At 41.4% G+C, this 22115-nt stretch carries 16 protein-coding genes; 9 read left to right on the top strand and 7 right to left on the bottom strand.

The annotated features are described in order from the left end of the window. Positions 1-100: 100 nt before the first annotated feature. The 6 genes from pepA to ORI98_RS05060 all read left to right on the top strand — a co-directional run bounded on the left by pepA (position 101) and on the right by ORI98_RS05060 (position 10628). The gene (gene pepA, locus ORI98_RS05085; protein ID WP_261296971.1) at positions 101-1609 is read left to right on the top strand and encodes a leucyl aminopeptidase; all 1509 of its coding nucleotides are present in this window, start codon (positions 101-103) and stop codon (positions 1607-1609) included. A 157-nt stretch (positions 1610-1766) separates the two neighbouring features. Continuing rightward, positions 1767-2216, top strand: a complete 450-nt coding sequence (locus ORI98_RS05080; RefSeq protein WP_261296972.1) for a DNA polymerase III subunit chi — start codon at positions 1767-1769, stop codon at positions 2214-2216. Positions 2217-2248: 32 nt separating this feature from the next. After that, positions 2249-5161 carry a valine--tRNA ligase gene (locus ORI98_RS05075; protein ID WP_306134495.1) on the top strand — a complete coding sequence of 971 codons (2913 nt, stop codon included), beginning with the start codon at positions 2249-2251 and terminating at the stop codon, positions 5159-5161. Positions 5162-5329: 168 nt separating this feature from the next. Then, positions 5330-8338 (top strand): ImpA family metalloprotease, encoded by a 3009-nt coding sequence (locus ORI98_RS05070; protein WP_306134494.1) that lies wholly within the window; start codon positions 5330-5332, stop codon positions 8336-8338. Between the two features lie 247 nt (positions 8339-8585). Further along, positions 8586-8921, top strand: a complete 336-nt coding sequence (locus ORI98_RS05065) for a PBPRA1643 family SWIM/SEC-C metal-binding motif protein (RefSeq protein WP_306134493.1) — start codon at positions 8586-8588, stop codon at positions 8919-8921. Positions 8922-9095: 174 nt separating this feature from the next. Then, the gene (locus tag ORI98_RS05060) at positions 9096-10628 is read left to right on the top strand and encodes an MFS transporter (RefSeq protein WP_261296976.1); all 1533 of its coding nucleotides are present in this window, start codon (positions 9096-9098) and stop codon (positions 10626-10628) included. A gap of 213 nt (positions 10629-10841) precedes the next feature. Here ORI98_RS05060 and ORI98_RS05055 read toward each other — a convergent pair whose 3' ends face one another. From ORI98_RS05055 to ORI98_RS05045, 3 genes are all read right to left on the bottom strand, one after another. Next, positions 10842-13130 carry an OmcA/MtrC family decaheme c-type cytochrome gene (locus tag ORI98_RS05055; protein WP_306134492.1) on the bottom strand — a complete coding sequence of 763 codons (2289 nt, stop codon included), beginning with the start codon at positions 13128-13130 and terminating at the stop codon, positions 10842-10844. A gap of 326 nt (positions 13131-13456) precedes the next feature. Then, positions 13457-14425 (bottom strand): LysR family transcriptional regulator, encoded by a 969-nt coding sequence (locus ORI98_RS05050; protein WP_261296978.1) that lies wholly within the window; start codon positions 14423-14425, stop codon positions 13457-13459. Between the two features lie 505 nt (positions 14426-14930). After that, entirely contained in the window at positions 14931-15653 is a 723-nt protein-coding gene (locus ORI98_RS05045; RefSeq protein WP_261296979.1) for a 16S rRNA pseudouridine(516) synthase, read from the bottom strand. A 78-nt stretch (positions 15654-15731) separates the two neighbouring features. Here ORI98_RS05045 and glnD point away from each other — a divergent pair, with 78 nt between their 5' ends. The 3 genes from glnD (at position 15732) to ORI98_RS05030 (ending at position 19683) form a co-directional block, all read left to right on the top strand. After that, a complete protein-coding gene (gene glnD / locus ORI98_RS05040; RefSeq protein ID WP_306134491.1) occupies positions 15732-18380 on the top strand; it encodes a [protein-PII] uridylyltransferase in 2649 nt (882 codons plus the stop codon). A 173-nt stretch (positions 18381-18553) separates the two neighbouring features. Then, positions 18554-19147: a YcxB family protein gene (locus ORI98_RS05035; protein WP_306134490.1), complete on the top strand. Its 594-nt coding sequence runs from the start codon at positions 18554-18556 to the stop codon at positions 19145-19147. 179 nt (positions 19148-19326) lie between these two features. Further along, positions 19327-19683 carry a hypothetical protein gene (locus ORI98_RS05030; RefSeq protein ID WP_306134489.1) on the top strand — a complete coding sequence of 119 codons (357 nt, stop codon included), beginning with the start codon at positions 19327-19329 and terminating at the stop codon, positions 19681-19683. A gap of 86 nt (positions 19684-19769) precedes the next feature. On the opposite strand, the gene ORI98_RS05025 is transcribed toward ORI98_RS05030, so the two are convergent. The 4 genes from ORI98_RS05025 to ORI98_RS05010 all read right to left on the bottom strand — a co-directional run bounded on the left by ORI98_RS05025 (position 19770) and on the right by ORI98_RS05010 (position 22025). Then, entirely contained in the window at positions 19770-20555 is a 786-nt protein-coding gene (locus ORI98_RS05025) for a CsgG/HfaB family protein (protein ID WP_371931121.1), read from the bottom strand. Between the two features lie 28 nt (positions 20556-20583). Then, positions 20584-20985 carry a curli assembly protein CsgF gene (locus ORI98_RS05020; RefSeq protein WP_306134488.1) on the bottom strand — a complete coding sequence of 134 codons (402 nt, stop codon included), beginning with the start codon at positions 20983-20985 and terminating at the stop codon, positions 20584-20586. A 10-nt stretch (positions 20986-20995) separates the two neighbouring features. Continuing rightward, the gene (locus ORI98_RS05015; protein WP_261297228.1) at positions 20996-21367 is read right to left on the bottom strand and encodes a curli production assembly/transport protein CsgE; all 372 of its coding nucleotides are present in this window, start codon (positions 21365-21367) and stop codon (positions 20996-20998) included. A 274-nt stretch (positions 21368-21641) separates the two neighbouring features. After that, entirely contained in the window at positions 21642-22025 is a 384-nt protein-coding gene (locus ORI98_RS05010; RefSeq protein ID WP_306134487.1) for an MAPEG family protein, read from the bottom strand. Between the last annotated feature and the right edge of the window lie 90 nt (positions 22026-22115).

The following is a 22115-nucleotide window of genomic DNA, read 5'->3' as shown; positions in this document are numbered from 1 at the left end:
AGTAGCTTATCACTTTAAAGTTGATCTGCGGCCATTCGGCCCGAAAGCAAACATTATCTTATAAATATAAAAATTTGTCTTTAAGAATCTAGGAGTGCTCATGGAGTTTAGCGTAAAGAGCGGTAGCCCCGAAAAGCAACGTTCAGCGTGTATCGTTGTTGGTGTATACGAACCTCGCCGTCTATCTGGTATCGCAGAGCAGTTAGATAAAATCAGTGAAGGTTACATTAGTAATCTTCTTCGTCGTGGCGACCTAGAAGGTAAGCCAGGGCAAATGTTATTACTACACCACGTTCCTAACGTGTTGAGTGAACGTGTATTACTAGTTGGATGTGGCAAAGAGCGCGAGTTAGACGAGCGCCAATACAAACAAATTATCACTAAGACCATTAATACATTAAACGAAACAGGCTCAATGGAAGCAGTGTGCTTTTTAACTGAGCTGCACGTTAAAGGTCGCGATACCTATTGGAAGGTTCGCCAAGCGGTTGAAACCACTCACCAGAGCTTATACAGCTTTGATGCATTGAAAACCCGTAAAGGCGAAACTCGTCGTCCGTTACGTAAAATGGTATTTAATGTTCCTACTCGTCGTGAATTAACCATTGGTGAAAAAGCGATTGAGCATGGCGCTGCAGTATCTGAAGGTATGACACTGTGCCGTGATGTGGCTAACATGCCACCAAACATCTGTAACCCAGCCTACCTTGCTTCTCAAGCTCGCCAAATGGCAGAAACTTACGAAACACTAAAAGTATCAACCGTAGGTGAAGAACAGATGGCTAAACTAGGTATGAACTCATACCTTGCAGTAGGCCGTGCCAGTGCTAATGAATCCATCATGACTATTATGGAATATCAAGGCGCTGTCGACAGCACTCAAAAGCCGATTGTCCTTGTGGGTAAAGGGTTAACCTTTGACTCAGGTGGTATCTCATTAAAACCAGGCGAAGCCATGGACGAAATGAAGTACGACATGGGTGGCGCAGCAGGTGTTATTGGTGCGATGAAAGCACTGTGTGAAATGAAGCTGCCAATTAATGTTATCGGCGTGCTTGCGGGTTGTGAAAACATGGTTTCAGGTAGTGCGTACCGCCCTGGTGATATCCTTACTACTATGTCAGGTCAAACCGTGGAAGTATTAAATACTGACGCTGAAGGCCGTCTAGTGCTATGTGATGTATTAACCTACGTTGAACGTTTTGATCCTGAGTTAGTCATCGATACAGCGACCTTAACCGGTGCTTGCGTGATTGCACTGGGTAAGCATGCTTCAGGTTTATTCAGCTCACATAACCCGCTAGCCCATGAGATTTTAAATGCCGGCGAGCAAAGTGGTGACCGCGCATGGCGTATGCCGTTATGGGATGAGTACCAAGATTTGTTAGACAGTCCTTTTGCTGACATGACTAACTTAGGTGGCCGTCCAGCGGGTTCAATCACTGCAGCGTGTTTCTTGTCTCGCTTTGCTAAAAAGTACAACTGGGCACATTTAGATGTGGCAGGTACTGCTTGGAACAGCGGCGCAAATAAAGGCTCAACAGGTCGTCCTGTGCCGATTTTGACTCAGTTCTTGATTAACCGCTCAGGCATTGAAATCAACGAATAAGTTGATTTCAATATAAAGCGACATTTTGTGAAAGGCGAAGAGTTAACTCTTCGCCTTTTTTATTACCTTTAAAAGCATGCTGTTTCCCCCATTAACCCCATTACATTTTTAGTGTAAACTCTCCCATACCGAATTAACCTGTAAAAGCATCAACACAATGTCACAAACCGTGTTTTACCTTATGCCTGATAATCATAATCAAATGAGTGCATTAGATGCGGTCTATTTAGCAGCCTGCCAATTAGCAGAGCAACATTATAGGCAACAAAAACAGGTGTATATTCACTGTCAAACTAAGCAACAGGCATACGCCATTGATGAACTATTATGGCAATTTGAACCAAACTACTTTGTACCGCACAACTTAAAGGGTGAAGGCCCGGTTACCGGTGCCCCTGTTGAAATTGGCTTTGATACCCTTGGCCCGAATAAAAGTCGCCAAGTTCTGATTAATCTTGCAGACCAAGTACCGCAATTTGCGGTAAACTTGGCGCATATTATCGATTTTGTGGCTAATGATGACACACTAAAAGGCATCGCAAGAAAGCGCTACCGTGATTATCAAACCCTTGGGTGCCAAGTTTCTACCCAAACTTTAGCCGAATAAACACTAAATTTAGATTGAGATAAAACGCCCCCATGGAAAAAACATACGATCCTAAGTCTATCGAACAAACGCTTTACCAAAACTGGGAAGAGCAAGGTTACTTCAAGCCACACGGTGATGAATCACAAGGCAATTATTGCATCATGATCCCGCCGCCAAATGTGACAGGTAGCCTGCACATGGGTCATGCATTCCAAGATACCATCATGGATACCCTTACCCGCTATCAGCGTATGAAAGGTAAAAATACCCTATGGCAAGTGGGTACAGACCATGCAGGTATTGCGACTCAAATGCTAGTTGAGCGTAAAATTGAAGCCGAAGAAGGTAAAACCCGTCATGACTTAGGCCGTGATGCGTTTATGGATAGAGTATGGGACTGGAAAAAACAGTCTGGCGGTACCATTACTAAACAGCTTCGCCGTATGGGCGCATCGGTGGATTGGGATCGCGAGCGTTTCACTATGGATGAAGGCTTATCAAAAGCGGTACAAGAAGTGTTTGTACGCTTGTATGAAGATGACCTGATTTATCGTGGTAAGCGTTTAGTCAACTGGGACTGTAAGTTACACACCGCGATTTCAGATCTTGAAGTTGAAAACAAAGAGAAACAAGGTCATATGTGGCACTTCCGCTACCCATTAGCAGAAGGCGCATTAACCGCGGATGGTAAAGACTACCTTGAAGTTGCCACCACTCGCCCTGAAACCATGTTAGGTGACAGCGCTGTAGCGGTACATCCAGATGATGAGCGTTATCAATCATTAATAGGTAAATTTATTCACTTACCTATCGTTAACCGTTTAATTCCGATTGTGGCAGATGACTATGTCGACATGGAGTTTGGTACGGGTTGCGTAAAAATCACCCCTGCGCACGACTTTAACGACTATGAAGTCGGCAAGCGTCATGCATTACCTATGTACAACATCTTTACCTTAGATGCCGCTGTACGTGAGTATGTTGAAGTGATTAACACTGACGGCACCCCAAACAAAGATATCGAAATCGCTTTACCTGAGCGTTATGTTGGCCTTGACCGTTTTAAAGCCCGCACAGCAATTGTGGAGGAATTTGAAACCTTAGGTTTACTTGAAAAAGTTGCTCCACATGGTTTGAAAGTCCCATATGGTGACCGTAGTGGTGTCGTAATCGAACCGTTACTAACAGATCAATGGTATGTTGCCGTTGCCCCTATGGCAAAAACTGCACTAGAAGCCGTTGAAAATGGCGACATTAAGTTTGTACCGCAGCAATACGAAAACATGTATTACTCGTGGATGCGCGACATCAATGACTGGTGTATTTCACGTCAGTTATGGTGGGGACACCGTATTCCGGCTTGGTACGACCAAAATGGCAAAGTGTATGTTGGCCGTAACGAAGCTGAAGTCCGCAGCAAACACAACCTTGCAGATACCATCACTTTACGCCAGGACGATGACGTATTAGATACTTGGTTTAGTTCTGCATTATGGACCTTCTCAACCTTAGGTTGGCCTGACAACCTTGAAGATTTAAAAACCTTCCACCCAACCGATGTGTTGGTAACAGGTTTTGATATCATCTTCTTCTGGGTTGCGCGTATGATCATGATGACCATGCACTTCATTAAAGATGAAGACGGCAAGCCACAAGTACCTTTTAAAACCGTTTATGTCACAGGGCTGATCCGTGATGAAGCAGGTAACAAAATGTCTAAATCAAAGGGCAATGTTCTTGACCCATTAGACATGATTGACGGTATTGACCTTGAAAGCTTAGTGAGCAAGCGTACTGGCAATATGATGCAGCCACAGTTGGCCGCAAAAATTGAAAAAAGTACCCGTAAAGAATTTAGCGATGGCATTGAAGCCCATGGCACTGATGCGCTACGCTTTACCTTAGCGGCAATGGCGTCTACAGGACGCGATATTAACTGGGACATGAAACGTCTTGATGGTTATCGCAGTTTTTGCAACAAGTTATGGAACGCATCACGTTATGTGTTAATGAATACCGAAGTTCAGGCCGACCCTGAAAGCAATGAAGCAGGTGAACCATTAGATTGTGGTCAACTATTAGTTGATGGCAAGCCTGGTGAGATGAAGCTTTCATTAGCAGATCGTTGGATTATTGGGTTATTCAACCAAACGGTGAAAACCTTTGAAGATCACATGGCAGCATACCGTTTTGATCTAGCCGCGAATACCTTATATGAGTTCACATGGAACCAATTCTGTGACTGGTATTTAGAATTAACTAAACCGGTAATGCAAAATGGCAGCGAAGCAGAGCAACGTGGTACTCGTCATACTTTGGTTACCGTGCTTGAGCAAATGCAGCGTTTAATGCACCCAATTATGCCATATATTACCGAAACCATTTGGCAACGTGTTAAGCCTTTGGCCGGAGCGACTGGTGATACCTTGATGCTAGCAAGCTTCCCAACGTATCAAGCGGATAAAGTTGATGCTGCGGCAATGGCAGATCTTGAATGGGTTAAGCAAGTGATTGTCGCAGTGCGTAATATTCGTGCCGAGCTGAATATTGCCCCATCAAAGCCACTTAATGCATTACTGCGAGGGGTGAGCTACGAAGACCGTATTCGTCTTGAAGCTAACCAGCCATTCTTTGCTAGCTTAGCCAAATTAGAGTCAATGACGATTCTGAATGAAGGTGAAACTGCGCCAATGTCGACCACCCAGTTAATCGGCAATATGGAACTATTGATCCCGATGGCAGGTTTAATTGATGTTGCTGCCGAAATGGCCCGTATCGATAAACAACTTGAAAAGTTAAGCCAAGAAGTTAGCCGTATTGAAGGTAAATTATCAAACCAAGGTTTTGTGGCAAAAGCTCCAGCTGCGGTTATTGATAAAGAGCGTGAAAAAATGACCGGTTTAAGTCGTGATATTGAAAAATTAAACGAACAAAAAACAGAGCTGGCTAAACTAGAAGCTTAAAAATAACCTATAGTTACCCCAAGCCTAAAGCCAGTACATTTGTACTGGCTTTTTATTTGCCCAACAAATGTGACAAATTGTAATACGCTAAATTAATTAGCAATTTAGCTTTGCACTCGATCCCCCCTAACGGCATAATGCTGCAAACATGTTAAATAAGATGGCGATATGAAACAACATTACGCATTTACCACTCCTGCACTTTTGTTACTGTTAACGGCATGCGGTGGAGGAGAATCATCTGAGCCATCAGTGACGCCTCCCATAGCTCCCCCACCAGTCACTCAGCCACCAGCAGAAACCGCTGCACCAACAATTGCCACTATCGCCCCATTTACCGAGTGGAATGAACAAGCGATTACCCTTAGCGCAAATGTAACCCTTGATCCCAGTGTGACTGCGACTTATCAATGGCAACAAACTGCAGGAGCGGAAGTTATTCTGAGTGATGTTGATAAGCAGACTGTAATTATTGATGCGTCACAATTAGAAAATGACACAGCCATCACACTTAAGTTGACCGTCACAGACAGTAAAAATAAAACGGCTTCAACTTTGGTTAACATCAACCTAAACGATCGTATTTCTGCCGCCATGAAAACCGGTAATGCCAGTGATATTAACGGTCCTCTAGTAACGAGTTTAATTAAGCGCCTTGATAAGGATTTTATTCAGTCTCAGCAGTTACAAAGTGATTTTTTAAACAGCATTTTTAGTACTGACGCCATCGCATTTGAACCTGGTCAGCATTCACAATTGATTGAGATTAATAATGCAATTCATGGATACCCTAATAATCCAACCTTTGAGTTACTTAAAGGTAATCAGGGGCGTATATTCGCCGCTGCGACCGCACAACAGGGCGTTAACCACGCCGCATTTGGTACCGATATTTTTAATCGACTCAATGCTGGACACTTCCCTGAATTTGAAGCTAGCTTCAAGCGTTTATTAGCTTGGCAAATGCAACAAACATTAACTGATACATCGACTAACCGCATCAGTATTTTTGGCCTAAATGACTCAGGTGCAAGTCGGGTTAAAACTTGGTTTGCCAGTCAATACCCTAATATGACAGTCAGCCATTGCGCTGATAGTTCAGCAACAGATGAAACCTTAACAACATGCGTTAATGACAGCGACTTAGTGGTAGTAGCATCTGATGAAGTCTTTACAGATCTTCAGATTAATAGCGTATTAGATTCAGCTTTAAGTCAAAAAAAACCATTGTTATATACCCATAGACATTCCTGGAATAGTAAACCGCAAACCGCAATCGTACTGGGTAAAATTCACTTTTCAATGCAAGCACCAGGCGGCCCAGGTAATTTTTTCAGTAATGATAAAGCCAATTGGAATACCGTTGCCGATATGCAGCAGGCCTCACCGTTATTCAGTGATGAGCAAAAGTGGGTTAAGGGATTTTTACAGCAAGAGTTTCCATTTAATTTCAGCCTTTGCCAAACAGAATGTGAAGCACTCTATAGCGATAATTACCGTCCAAGTTTACAAGCGATAAAGCAGCGAATTAATCAATTAGATCAACATAAAGTGACACTTTTTGAGCAACCTGATAGCCATGCAATTTATAAAAAGCTGGTACTGCTAGGCGATATTTATCGCCAAGAGATTAACTATCCAATGAATGTCGCCAGCTTGGACAATTTAAGCTTTGCCAAAGCCTATTTTGCTGATCACAGTGTGTTTTATACGCGCTCATTTAGCATGGTACCTCATTCGCTAGGTAACTTTAGCCGCACAGACTTTAGCCATGTAACACCTAAAGACAAGCAGGTTAGCATTACCAGTAAAAGTGGCTTCCGCTCTGCAGGGGTTTATCACATCCCTGGTAAACCAATGAGTATCACGCGCTCGGACAATAACGCCGTCCGTACCTGGATATTTATCAATACCCAACGCTCAGCATCGACCAAAGAGTTTGGTGAAAATACTTACAACAGACCTAAATATCTGCAATCACCGCAAATTGAACTCAAAAAAGGCGAAACGGTTACCCTAAACAGCGCCTACGGTGGACCTGTGCAAGTTCGCTTTGATCAGTCAGATATCAACACCCAGTTCAGCTTTAGCAATATCGGCGAACATCCATATTGGCGTGATGGCCTAGATGCTAATACTTTTGCAACGGCGCTTGCCCAAGCTGATTATGATTGGGCAGAAATAGCCAGCCCGCATTTTGAAGTCCATTCGCAAACCGATAAAATGCAGCAAACGATGACACTTTATTCGCGCTGGAATACTGCGGACACCATGGCTGAAGCCATGAATAATAACTTACATAATTTGCCGCACGTACTCGCTGGATTTCAAGGTCCGAATATCGACACTGTTGCTGAAATCGTTGATTTTGCCAGTAGCCACAACTTAACAGTAGCTCAGTTAAATACGGTAAAGCACATGAATGCTGATCAGGCGACTTGCGGATCTGGCTGTTCAGGTAACCCTTACGATGCGTTTTGGAATTTCAACCCACTGGGTCATGGTGATATTCATGAACTCGGCCACGGATTAGAGCATTCAAAACTGCGTTTTGATGGTGTCGATGGTCATGCGTCAACCAACCCATATTCTTATTACACCAAGTATATGAACTACTTATCTTTAGGTGAGTTACCAAACTGCCAATCATTACCGATTAAAAATGAGTTTGATTTACTACAGCAAAGTGCCCAAACGGCTGATCCTTTCACCTTTATGAAAGCTGCAAATCTAAATGGTTGGAGCCAAGGCATGTCAATAATGGTGCAAATGTACGCTACAGCACAAAAGCAAGGTGCAGTATCTAACGGCTGGCATTTATTACCTAGGCTGCACATCATTTTGCGCGAGTTTGAAGCTAACAAAAATGATCTTAATAAGTGGGATGCTATTAAAACCCAACTTGGCTTTAGTCTTTTTGATCAAACTGAGGCTAAATCAATTAGCAATAATGACTTTCTCGCCATTGCCATGAGCTATGCAACTAAACTGAATTACCTTCCGCTGTTTGATATGTGGGGATTAACGGTTTCAGATAAAGCCAAGTTACAAGTGGCCCAATTTGGCTACACTGCAACCATAAAACAGGTTTTTGCATTTGAAAAAGATGGTTATTGCTATGGCTTAGACTTGCCAGTCGTTGCTATTGATGGTGTTCAAACCTGGCCTTTCAATTAGAAAAGTGACAAACCAAATAAGAGAATTTGAGGGTTAATAAATTTAGCCCTCAGGTTCGCGAGTACACCATTCCATTACCTCACTTTTTTAACGCTTTGAATAATGAAGAACCTAATTCACCTGGCTCATATTAAAGCGGCCAGCCATTGGGACATTGCGCAAAAAAGATCAAAATCACTGGTAAAACAGCTTTAATTACTGTAAAAGCTTCAGCCAAAATCATCATCCAATCAAACGGTATACCACTATGTCAGATAAATTCTTTTTTAAAGGTCGCAGAACCCCAAAACCGGCCTATGGCGAAAGTGGATATAACACCAAGCGCCAAACTAAAGTTGGCACTGAAGCAAGTCCGCTGCAGTTAACTGTTCAAACAGAAGAACGTAAGCAAGCGGTGCAAAATATGGTTGATGAACAGCAACTTTTTGCCATTATTACTGTAAACAGTGACGTTGAAGAAAACATCATTCAACTAGAAGGGATTTTAAATAAACCCAAAGCAGTTATCGCTGAAGCGAAAATTAACCGTAACGATCCTTGTACCTGTGGTAGCGGTAAAAAATATAAGAAATGTTGTGGTTAGCCAGTATAAAAATGAATCAAGCGAGCTTATAGCTCGCTTTTTTTTAAAAAAAATTGTTATTCCTCTTCTATTTCATCAGAGTTATTTGTAATTGGCACTAAGTTAGGTAAAGTGTCTGCCGACCTATTTTGATTAAGAATAGTTAATAAAAACCAAAATAATAAAGGGTAACTTATGAGTGCTAATTCACACTCAGGCAATGACCTAAGTGAAGTAAAACAACTTGGTATGTGGGCATCCATTACCAGCCTTGGCTATATTTTCTGGCTAGTAGGCGGCATGGAACTGGTTGAACGAATTGCCTATTATGGTGTTAAAGCCAGTGCAGGTTTATATGCTAAATCGCCAGAGTCTGAAGGTGGTTTAGGGATAGATCTTCACGACTACGGTATTATTCTTGCGGCTTGGGCTTTACTGCAAACCTTCATTCCAGTTTTAACGGGTGGCATATCCGATCGCGTCGGCTACAAAGAAACCATATTTGTCTCAACCATTATTAAAATCATGGGTTATCTAACCATGGCATTATTCCCAAGTTTCTGGGGATTTTTGATAGGAGCAATGTTGCTAGCTGCCGGTACTGGGGTATTTAAACCTGGGATCCAAGGCACATTGGTTCTATCGACTAAACGAGAGAATACCTCTATGGCATGGGGTATTTTCTATCAAGTGGTTAATATTGGTGGATTTTTAGGACCACTGGTTGCTGTGCATATGCGTCAGTTATCTTGGGATAACGTGTTTTATGCGTGTGCGGCTATTATTTCATTGAATTTTTTATTTTTATTGGCCTACAAAGAGCCAGGTAAAGATGAACGAATTGAACGAGCACGTAAAGTAAAGTCTGGCGAAATACAACAAGATGCCTTATGGAAAGACGCCCTGCATGAGCTTAAAAAACCGGTAGTAATTTACTATATGTTAGTGTTTGCTGGCTTCTGGTTTTTATATAATTCTTTGTTTGATGTGCTACCTATTCATATTGCTGAATGGGTGGATACCAGCATTATTGTCACCTCATTATTTGGCCCAGAAGGAACCAGTAACGGTATTTTGCAATTCTGGCTCGGGTTAAATAACGACGGCACCAAAGTCATGCCTGAAGGTATGCTTAACTTGAATGCAGGTATGATTATGACAACCTGCTTTTTAGTGGCCGCTTTTACTGCTAAGTATCGTATTACTACCGCCATGCTTGTTGGCTGTATTTTAAGCATTGTCGCCATCATGTTAGTAGGGGCATTTAATGCAGCATGGATGATGGTGTTAGCGATTGTGATGTTTTCTTTTGGTGAAATGATGATCAGCCCAAAGAAAAATGAGTTTATGGGTAACATTGCCCCTGAAGGTAAAAAAGCCATGTACTTAGGTTTTGTGATGTTACCGCAAGGAATAGGTTGGACATTAGAAGGGTATTTTGCACCTAAGCTTTATCAAATCTATGCATCAAAAGAAATCATTTCCCGTAATGAGCTCGTCACTCGCGGCATGAGCCAAACCGATGTGGATGCCATTCCTCAAGGTGAAGCCTTCATGCGCTTAGTCGATTTTACCGGTATTGAAGCACAGCCATTAACTCATATGCTTTATGAAGCCAATAACATTGGTATGGCTTGGTATATTATTGCTGCGATTGGTATTATTTCTGCTGTGGGCATTTTCATCTACGGCAAATGGTTACTGCAAATGCAGCGTCAGCAAGCATAACGATATAAAATGGGTCTTTGAACGAGTCACATCCTCGTCAACAAACACACATAATAAAGGGAGATGCATTTGCATCTCCCTTTCGTTTGGTCGAAGTTTCAAGTAGCTATTTCGATAGCACAGCAATGATAAAATAGAATGTCATTGCTTACCTGTGTACTTCGTAGATTGTTTAATAAGTCATTCTAACCTTACATAGTGCGCTGTTCTGGATTAATGTGCACCTCCCATATGGACCTTATCGATACCATAAGTTTTACCTTCTGCGTGACAAGTCGCACATGACTCAACAGGTAAATTAGCGGTTGTTGCAGGATTACCTTCTACATATGCGCCATTACTTTCAAAGTGAGCTAATGCAGAACCTTTAATGTGACAAGAGCGGCAAGATTCAGCTATTGGCGAAATATATTCCGTCGCACTCACTTGAATAGAACGTTTACCAGACGTTAACCCACCATCATCAGCAAACAAGGTTGCGCCTTCTTTATGACATGCCTGACAATCTGTTGCTAAGGCAGGATAACCTACTGTGTTCATGTTTTTATCAAAGTATATTGCCCCACCGTCCCACGCACCGCTGTGGAATCTGTGCGCAACAGTAACAAGATCTCTGTTACTGAAACTTAGGCCATCGACATTGGCGAAAATCGGTTTACCGTCAGCATCAACCGTACCGGTATCGTAGGCTACATCACCATGGGACGAACCAGGATAACGGTTATTGTGACAATCCATACATTGAGTAAATTCGGTTGTCCCGTGAGTACCTTTTACATGGGTAAGATTACCATGACAGGTATTACATTGTGCTTCGCTAACCGTGATACGGGCTGGATCATCAACACGGGCTATGACTTCATCTGCTGTTGGGTCTGATAAATTGAAGTACTTGATTGGTGCATTATTTGCCACACCAAGTTGTTCAATATCGCCATCGGCATTTTTAGTACATTTAACAATTTTGTCAGCTTCAGCACAAACCTGAACTTCTGCAGTGACATATATGGGTCCCATTAAGCGGCTTGTATCAAAGTCTTTGGCAAAGGTCATCACCCCACCGGTTAAACTTTTTGCATCATTGACAACTGACATACCTAAACCACGAAGTGGAGTACCATCAGCTTCTAAGTTACCAATTAACAAACCACGTCTAGTGCTGGTCATGTACTCGCTTAAATCAGTACCATCGGCAATGGCTACCCCATTTAACATCACTTTAGCGGTTACCGTTAAGGTAGACATTAAAGGATCAGCGGTGGTCGTTGCTACTGCAGAGGTAAAGTCAAAGGTTAAGCCATCGGCGACTCTATCTCGCTCACCCACATTATGCGCTTGCATAGGGCTTAACGAACCAGCACCATGACAACCTGAACACACAGCATCGCTACCAGGAACAATACCACGGTGGTTCTCACCCGTTGCTAAGTCAACATTAACGTGACACGACAAACAAGCTTCAGCATACACATTATCATTCCATGCGGTGCCGTTATCATGACAAGTGGTACATTGATTAAGCTCTGCTGGGAAACCGATTTCACCGAACATTTCTTTGGCTTCGCCGGTTAAATCATCCGCAATATGATGACCCGCGTGAATGGTATGGATCATCGCATTAAAGTTAGCGTTAAAGCCTTTTTCAGGATCGTCCTGTCCACCTGCATAAGCTGGATTATGGCACGCAACACAGTTTTCTACTTTTTGGTAATTATGGTGAGCACCGATATTTGCAATTCGCAGATCGGTAGCAGCATAACCATCCATTGGGCTATGGCACTGAATACACGCCGCATTCGACACAGTATCTTTAGCTGAAATAGCTAACTCGCCAGTTGCAGGAATAAAATCCACTGGAGTAGACATTATCTTATCTGATACGCCAGTACCATCAGCCATGGTAACGTCATAGGCGCGAATAAATACCCGCACAAGATCATTGGCATCGCCAGCCGCTAACACCACAGGCGCATTACCTTCGTGGGCCCAAGTACCAGTATAGGTGCCAGGGTTAGCTTCATCTTCAACTAAGGTACAAGCATCAACTTCAGCACCACCTCGGGCGGCGGCTTTACCTGTTGGTGTACAATACATGCTACTACCGAATTCATTTGCTAACGTATGGTTTACCCACAACATTGGCGCGCCGGTATCTGTGGTATTTTCAGATTGGCTCATGACATACAGCGCCACTTTCTCTAAACCAGAGAATGCTTTTGCATTACCCGCTGTATTTTTACCTGTTGCAGTAAATTTAAGGGTAAATGGGCTGTCACCAACCACAACAATATCTTCAGGCATAACAGAAACAACTAAATCAGCTGCTGAACTCACAGTAGTCACAACATCACCTGCGGGTGTGCCGGGTGTGCCTGGAGTACCTGGTTGACCTGGGGCGCCAGGTGCTCCAGGGGCACCATCTGAACCGTCAGATCCACACGCGGCTAAACCGAATGCAGAAATAAAGGCGATGGCGATTAACGATTTATTATAGGTTTTCATTTTAAATCCCCCGATTTAATGAAATATGCTTTTGCATACTTAAAATATAATGAAAACCTTACTGTTTGCGTGGATTACGTATCGAAGATGTGAACGGAGGTTAAAGTTTCGTTAAATGAAATTTACAATTTCAAAATTGCGGATTGCAGATCCTCTAATTGGTGATTTCCACTTTTGAAATTAATGACACACTAAATTGTTATTCAAATACGCGTGAAATATCACCAATTAGGTACACAATTAAATATTTAGTTGTAAAACAATACGATATAAAGACTGAAGTTGCTTCTTTATCTTTATCTTTTGAGGAGGTATAAGTGTTTTATTTACGAAACAGTTAAAAACAACTTATTAATGAGAGTAATTATTATTCGCTTGGACTCTTCAGAATATCGGCGATATTGCTCATCACCTTCAAAAAAACAATAAACTGGGAAGTTCATCACCTTCTTTAATTTGTTTAGCTCTTTCGTTGGCAAAGGTTGCGAACATACCCTAGGTATATCATTTGCTATCAGCCCCTCAGGCATTATCGTTAATGACACACTGCCCATTGTCATTAGATGCCAATACCAATCATCTAATCCTGAAACATATTCGATATTTGTTAAGAAATGGCCACTTTCTTGGCAATACAACTCTAACGGATCAATACGGTGGTTATAGCCATGACATTTTAAATACACATAATCAAACTCAGCAATATCTTCTATCGAAATAGGGCTTGGGCATTGCCAGATAGGATGATCTTTATTAGCGACAACATATAAACTGCTGACCTCAATGATTGGGGTCACATTTAATCCATGTTGGTTTTGTTCATCAAAGCCAATTCCAAAATCAATTTCACCTTTATGAATTTTCTCTTCAGTATCATTTTGCCAAGGATGTAAGCGTAAAGGCCCAAAGTGGTTAAAAAACTCAGGTAAACTCAGCGACATTGCCAAACTGGTAATGATACTGGGTGACACTGCTACATTAAGTACTGGCTTTAATGGATTGCGTTTAGTTTGTTGTGCGACCGATTCAATTTGATCTATGGTATCGCTAAACTGACAGATAGGCTGATATAGCTGTTCCGCTAAAGGGGTAGGCTTTAACCCTTGCTGGCGACGATAAAATAACTCATCGTCAAATGTATTACGCAACGAGGTTAAACAACGGCTGACTTTAGGTGCGGACACTCCCAACGCTTTAGCGGCCAAATTGGCATAGCCCGTTTCATAAATGGTTTTAAAAACCAATAAACAAAAAACATCTAACTCGCTTATTTTTTTTATTACTTGAGTATCCACATTTTTTCTCAGTGTTCGGCCAATACATTCAAGCTAACATTTCATTCAGGTTAAAAAATTGATCTGTCTCGCTAAATGAGTATCTACTGATTTAAGCTTGATGAGAAAATAAGACTATAAACGAAGATTGATACACACATTATATGTTTAATTACAAACTGGCTCATTAAGAAATATCATTTCTACCGCCGACTGACTTATTACACTGACACAGCCTATGTAGCTTGAATGGGTTGAATGACGCTGACGAAAAAGTAGCTATTGAGATGGATGATAACATTGCCGTTTATTGCACAATAACTACCATTATTTATTTGAATATTCTCCAAGTGTTTCCACCAAATGTTAATTTACGCTTCCTAGCAATAATTGACAGAACCAACAATCACCAGCAGAACGAGTTAACGTCAAACATATGATGAATAAACTATTATGCTAAACACTCACAATGCCAATAGATGAACTTTTATCGCTAAACAATACCACAAACCTGCTGCATCAATTATCAAACAGACGCATTGACGTTGATTGAGTGAATCTCCGCTGTCGACAAGGCTCTAAACTCCCCTTCACCCAGTTCGTCATCTAAACGGATTTCACCAACCGATTCACGGTGCAATTCAATCACTGGGTTTTGAAAACGACCAAACATACGTTTTATTTGGTGATACTTTCCTTCTTTTAGCTCGACCATGGCCTGATGCTTTGAAAGCACAGTTAGCTTAGCGGGTTGAGTGGTTATGCCCTCATATTCAAACCACATTCCTTGAGCAAAAGCCGCTACATAGGTTGAATCTATCGGGTTAGCTAAGGTGACTAAATAGCGTTTTGTTACTTTACTTTTAGGCGCCATCAACCTTTGAGACCATTTGGCGTCATTAGTGATTAACAATAATCCGGTCGAATTTAGATCTAGCCTTCCGGCAATGTGTAGCAAGTCTTTATCGATACCAGCTAATAAATCTAATGCCGTAACATGTTGATTATCAATCGTGGCGCTTACCACGCCTTTGGGTTTGTTAAGCATCCAATAAGCGCGCTGCCTTTGTTGCAACACATTGCCCTGACACTCAATTAGACTGAATTCATCAATTTGAGTATCTGCCGTTAATACCTGATGCCCATCGATAAATAACTGCTCGGAAGCAATCAAATTACGAACCATTTTTTTAGGTATTTGCAGGCGTTTAGCTACAAAAGTGTCAATTCGACCACGCTTGGAAACCATAAGTTATCGATTTATCAAAGTTGAGTTAGGTTACATAATACCTTACCCTGTAAGAGGAAAAAACCAACAAGGAGTAACATGATTTCGCAACCTGCTAGTACAGAATTGCGCTCTGGGATGAATATTAGTGAGCTTAAACAAGCCATTTCATCATTAGATAAGTTTTTAGAAGACAACATTCTACATTGCTCAATTAACGAAACGCTGACCAATCGCGCTCACTTTTTTGATCAATTACTCAGCCTACTTTGGCAACAACATCAATTTGATGTCGATACTATCTCACTTAATGCCGTTGGCGGTTATGGCCGTCAGACCTTGCATCCTTTTTCTGACATCGACATTTGCATTATTCACGATGCCCCTTTAAATCAGCAAGACTCAGCTAAAGTCAGTGCATTTTTAACCCAACTATGGGATTTGAATCTAGACTTAGGCCATGGTGTTCGCTCGCTTCAAGACACTTATCAAAGCTGTCGCGATGATGTCACCATCGCCACCAGCCTATTAGAAATTAGACATATTATTGGTAAAGAAGAACATGCACTTAAGGTACTTAAAGCCTTATACAGTGATGAATTGTGGCGCAGCGATACCTTCTTTGAAGCCAAATTGGCCGAACAACAGCAGCGTCACACTAAAGCTCAAGGAACGGCATACAGTATTGAGCCAAATTTAAAAACCAGCCCAGGCGGTATGCGTGATTTACAAACCTTAACTTGGGTAGCACGCAAACACTTTGGTGTCGCAGATATGCTGACCTTAAGACGTCGCGGCTTTTTTACCAATGACGAATATGCCGAGTTAATGGAGTGTCAAAACTTTTTGTTTAGGGTGCGTTTTGCGCTGCATCAAGCCGCAGCTAGGCCAGAAAACCGCTTATTACTTCAATATCAGGCTGAAGTGGCTAAGTTAATGGGCTTTGGCGAAGGTAGCTCATTAGGCGAAGGTGGCAATATTGCCATTGAAAAAATGATGCGCCAAATATTTAGAGCAATGAAGCGCATACGTGAGCTAAACCAACTTCTTATGGCTTATTTCGCCCGTGAAATAGCGCCCAATGCGCCATCTCACGTTATCCCGATTAATGATAAATTTGAAATCGTTGACCAACATATTCATGTCCGCGATGAAGATGTGTTTATTGACCGTACACAAATTATGGCGCTGTTTTTATTGATAGCCACACACCATGACCAAATTATCGGTATCAGCCCTGAAACGCTGCGCTTACTTCGACAGGTTCGACGACGCTTAATGGGTGATCTACAAGATTTTCAAGTTTGCCGACAAACCTTTAAGCAAATTTTTAATCACCCTGAAGGTATGGGGTTGGCAATCACCCTTATGCATCAACATGGTATTCTGGCGTCATACTTACCACAGTGGCGTGAAGTCGTCGGTCAAATGCAATTCGATCTTTTTCACGCCTATACCGTGGATGAACATACCCATAAGGTGCTTAAAAACATCTATCGATATGGTACAGATATTCAAAACGGCACGATAGACAAAGATAGACAGTTAGCTGCTGATATTTATCAAAAAATGTCGAACAAATCATCACTACTTTTTGCAGCATTGTTCCATGACTTAGCTAAAGGGCGTGGTGGTGACCATAGTGAATTAGGTGCTGTTGATGCGCGCTTATTTGCTAAGTTTCATGGACTTAAACTTTCTCAAGAACGATTAATTTGTTGGTTAGTAGAAAATCATCTACTGATGTCAATCACTTCACAGCGCATGGATATTCATGACCCAGATGTGGTTAATCGCTTTGCCAAAGCTGTCGGCAGCCAAACACGACTAGATGCCCTGTATTGTTTAACCATTGCCGATATTCAAGCAACCAACGATGATTTATGGAATAACTGGAAAGCGGCACTGCTAAAAGAACTCTATTTTGCTACCCGTAAAGCACTTCATAACGGCTTTGAAAATGTGCAACAATTACGGGCGATTGTGCGCGATCACAAACAAGATGCATTGCAATTGTTACTCGCTGATGGCGGTGAGATTGACACCATTAAAGCACTATGGAAACGACTTCCATTATCATTTTTTAGCCATGCTGAAGCCGATAATATCGCTCGTTACAGTAAAGCCTTAATCAAACACCAGTTACAACCCGACTACGATAGTCAATTTGAAACCTTAATATTAATCGACAACGTTACCGTGAAAGGTTGTAGCGATGTGTTCGTTTACAGTAAAGACCGACCGGGGTTGTTTGTTAAATTATTCAACGCCCTTGCCACTTTAAAAATCTCGGTAAAACAAGCACAAATATCGAAAACAAAAGACGGGTATGTGGTTGAGTCATTTAAGGTATTGGATTTTGATGATATGCCTATTTTCAGTGAAACGCGTCGCAATCAAGTGCTACAAAAACTCTATAGAGTGCTCGACCATGATGCAAAACTGCCTAAAATTCGCCAACCACGCACCCATAAAAGCTTTGAAAATCAGCTGAGCATTGAGTTTTTATATTCCCGCCAATCTACGCGCACAGTACTCAATGTGTCAGCCTTAGATACCAGCGAATTTATGGAGCAAATTTCGAGTGCATTTAGAAAACAGGAATTGACCATTCACAGTGCCAATATCAGTACCGTGGGTGAAAGAGCAGATAACGTGTTTTTACTATCAAATGCCCAAGGTCAACAGCTCGACTATGCTGAACGCCAACAATTGACAGAATTACTTAATCAAACCGTAGGTGATTAACAATCTTAGACAAAGTAATTAACGCTGATAATAGCTGCTTATTCTCGGCGTTTTTATTTTTAGACAGCCAAAAAACTGAGCTTTCAAGGTTACTTTGACTGCAAATACCAACAGCCCTAGCCATTCAAATCAGTTGTGAGATAATAGCCGTTTGTATCATACCCATGAGATCAATGATGAGAGCCATTGCGTTTTTCATTGACCGGCAACCTATTGAAATCATATTGGCCATAACCCAAAGTACACCTTACTTAGAGCTAACAACTATGACAAAACCATTCTCATTCAGCCATGAATTCACTCTTGATAAAAGCTATTTTGCCGAAACATATGATGCTTCAATAGACCCTAAAATCAAAGGCAAAGACTTTATCAAAACGGCTACTTTTGCTGTTATTGGTTTAGGTATCTTACTGTCAACAAACCTAGGTAATAATGAACTAGCCCATAAAAATACTTACTATTTAGGTTACTTTTTCATTGGATTAAGTGTGGTAGAGGCGCTGAGTATAAAGTTTAAGCGCACTTGGTGGTTGTGGCGTCAAATGATGAGTAAAGCCGCCAATAACAATGCCTCGTTAACCTTAAGTGATGAGGGAATATTAATTGAGTCAGTTTATGTTAATCAGACCACCAAATGGACTGATGTTTACCGTATTAGTGAAATGAATACAGGCTTTATGATCACCCTAGCTAACGCTAAAAGTTACTTAAGCAAACGGGGATTATCTGAAGAAGCCATCGCTTTTGTCCGCACCAAAATATAAAAGTATCCATCAAGCAAAAACTCTTACTGTGCAGGGTATAGTTAATTTGTTGAAGTTAGATTAATATTTAGTTAACAGCATTCAGTATAAGTAACTGAACAACGACGCGTGTTTTAGCATGACGGGTGATGAATCACACCAAAATAATGATAAAGTGCTATCGAAAATAGGACATTAAAATGAAATACCCTGCTATTAGCTTGTTTTGCTCCACTATAATGTTATTTTCGGCTGCCGTTAACGCTCAGCCTCAGGCACAGTTAAAAGATATTATCTCGCTGAAAGCCGCCTGCGCTGCAATCGCTCAAGAAGACTCTTTACCAGAAAATGAAATCCCCTCTTTTTTACTCGATTGCGTCAATGACCAACTTAATGAACGCGGTTACGAGAGAGTCGAATACCTAGAAGGTGTCACGCCTCGTGAAAACGGCGCGGTCGATACAGATAATGCATCACCTGAAACACAGGAAAATCAAAAGTCCTTAGTTGAAGCCTTGTCTGAAGAAGACACATTACCGGAAGAAGTTAACCAGTAAGAAACGCAGCAAACATAACACCTACTGTTTTGGTAGGTGTTATTATGCACTTGAATTATCTTAATTTTACAGTTTTTGGCGCGAGATCAACTTGCCTCAATACTTGTCATGCTAGCTTGACTATCATCAACCGCTTGCCAATAGCCTTGTTTAATCCCCTTCTCAATCATCTCAGCAACCGCTAACTCAATCGCTTGCAATACACAAAACTGTACTGGCTCATTAGTAGTAAAGCCCACTTCCGCTTCTGCCAATCGATTCAAACTCGTGAAACGAAATAATCCAGCGCGCATTTCTTGTGATAACACACGTTTCGTCGTCGATACCGACATCATCACTTTACCTGTGTGCACATCTACAGCACGTAAATAAATGGTAACCTGATCTTCTCGGTACATTTCAGATGCACCTATACCATAATACTCAACACCAGCACCACCAGTACTCGTGTTGGTTTCATAACTAATAATTCCCCCCTCTAACAATAAACGTGCATTAGATAAACTCGGAACATCATCATCCTTTGTACCCTGCTTTTTACTGATTTTACGTTCTGTTAATAGATTTTGAAGCCCCTCTCGTTCAACCGGAATAAACCACTTAGATTCTAATAGGGTTTGTATCAACATTGATGTTGCCCCCTGAGTCACAGCGGTTGAAAATGAGCTCACGTTTGCTTGAGGTTTATATTGACCAGTTTGATCTCTAAAGGAATACACGGCAACAGGGATCGGATATTTAGGCCCTGATTGAGCTTGAAGAGCAAGCATAGTTTCACTTGTTGGATTAACTTGTGCAGCTGTTAAATTAAGATCAGGTTTGGGGATCAAGCTACAACCTGACAATAATCCTAAAAAACACATCAGAGCGATTGATTGGGAGAATAATTTTGTCATCAAATTACACCCCATAAGTTGGCATTTCAATGACTGTGACATCACCCGATAGCAAGTTTGTGATAGTTAACATCACACCATTTCCAGTAGACACAACCTCAATACGAAAGTCTCCGGTGTCATATATTCCGTCGGTAATATCACCATCTGCTACGCCACGTGTGATGGTATTAATAATATTTCTTTCTAATGACTCTTTAAACCTTGTCACAAAGTCTTTTTCATTAGTAGGAGATTGATTATCATTCTGCGCATTGGCTTTATTGAGCAAAAACGATCCATTTAAAGCCGAGCCGCCAAAGCTGGGATTAACCGGAGTATAGACTAATTCTGTAGCCGATAGTCCATTCATAAAAAAAGCACTAATACAAAGTGTAAAAAGTGGTATTAACATCCTGTTTTTCATTATTTTTATCCTAAAATCCGTCTGATGAACTAGCCATATCCGTTGTTACAGCATTTGCCTTTATTTGGGCAATGTAATCGATGGTTATTAATACTGCTTGCTCTGCCCGCTCTTTAATTGGCATTGCACGCCGACCAAAGTGGGTACGATATATTTGCGTACCATTGATCTCGAGCGTTAATAGGGTGCCAGCCTGTGGGTAAACAGTTTCATACAAGGTAACATTGAAGCCTTGAGTAAAAGGAAGGTCGCGCCAATAACCGGAATAATAGAAACCAAAATCTTTCCCAAAACGCGTTAACGTCCTATCAATAACTAAGCCACTAATTTCAATATCAGACTCTTCAGCAAACACTTTAGAAGGTATGGCTATTGCCATCATTAAACTGAGCAATAAACTGCCAACAAAGCAATGCACGCTTAATGAATAAAAGTAGCAACTCTTTCCTGTCATTGGTGGGTAATCCTTCCCCTAAATATAGAAAGGCTACATTAACAATATCCACCTAGCTACGTCATCCTTCAATGGGTAAAACCCGCCTAAATTAGCCCATTTGTCTAGGTCAAAAGTAGTAAATTAGTACTTTTGGGTAGGGCTAAATATTGAAAAAGCAGCGAAGAGGCTGCTTTAGAATCAAACGTAAAAATCGATATGATTACAGTGCCTGAACAAAAATCCCGATAGACGCGCCGATTGCCACAAACCAAGATAATGACCGTAACGTGCCATAATTTAATAAATATAAAACATGATAAACCACTCGAGCAATGACATGGATAATCGCCAATAGGCTAGAGGTTTCATTCGCAGTATCGGTTGCAATTACCGTTAATATCGCCAAACCAAAAATCAACAATGATTCGAACGCATTTTGATGCCCAGCTAACGCCCTTGCACCAAACCCGGTGAGTTTGGCTTGTTGTGCTCGAGGATGGGCATTGTCATAGCCGCCTAATTTTGCCATCGCCACTGCGACCGGCATTTTAGCCAGATACGGTAATAGCATCGCAATAAATAAACAGATTATTAAAATATTCATTTTCAGTCCTTATTGTTATGTATGTTTGATGAGGCCGATTCAATATATCAAGGCGTTCTCATCTGTGCTAATTAGCATGCAGTCATAATA

It is taken from the genome of Shewanella sp. ULN5 (assembly GCF_030731885.1).
Lineage (GTDB): Bacteria > Pseudomonadota > Gammaproteobacteria > Enterobacterales > Shewanellaceae > Shewanella > Shewanella holmiensis.
Note: the sequence above shows the minus strand (reverse complement) of the source record. Positions and strands in the feature narration are given on the sequence as shown.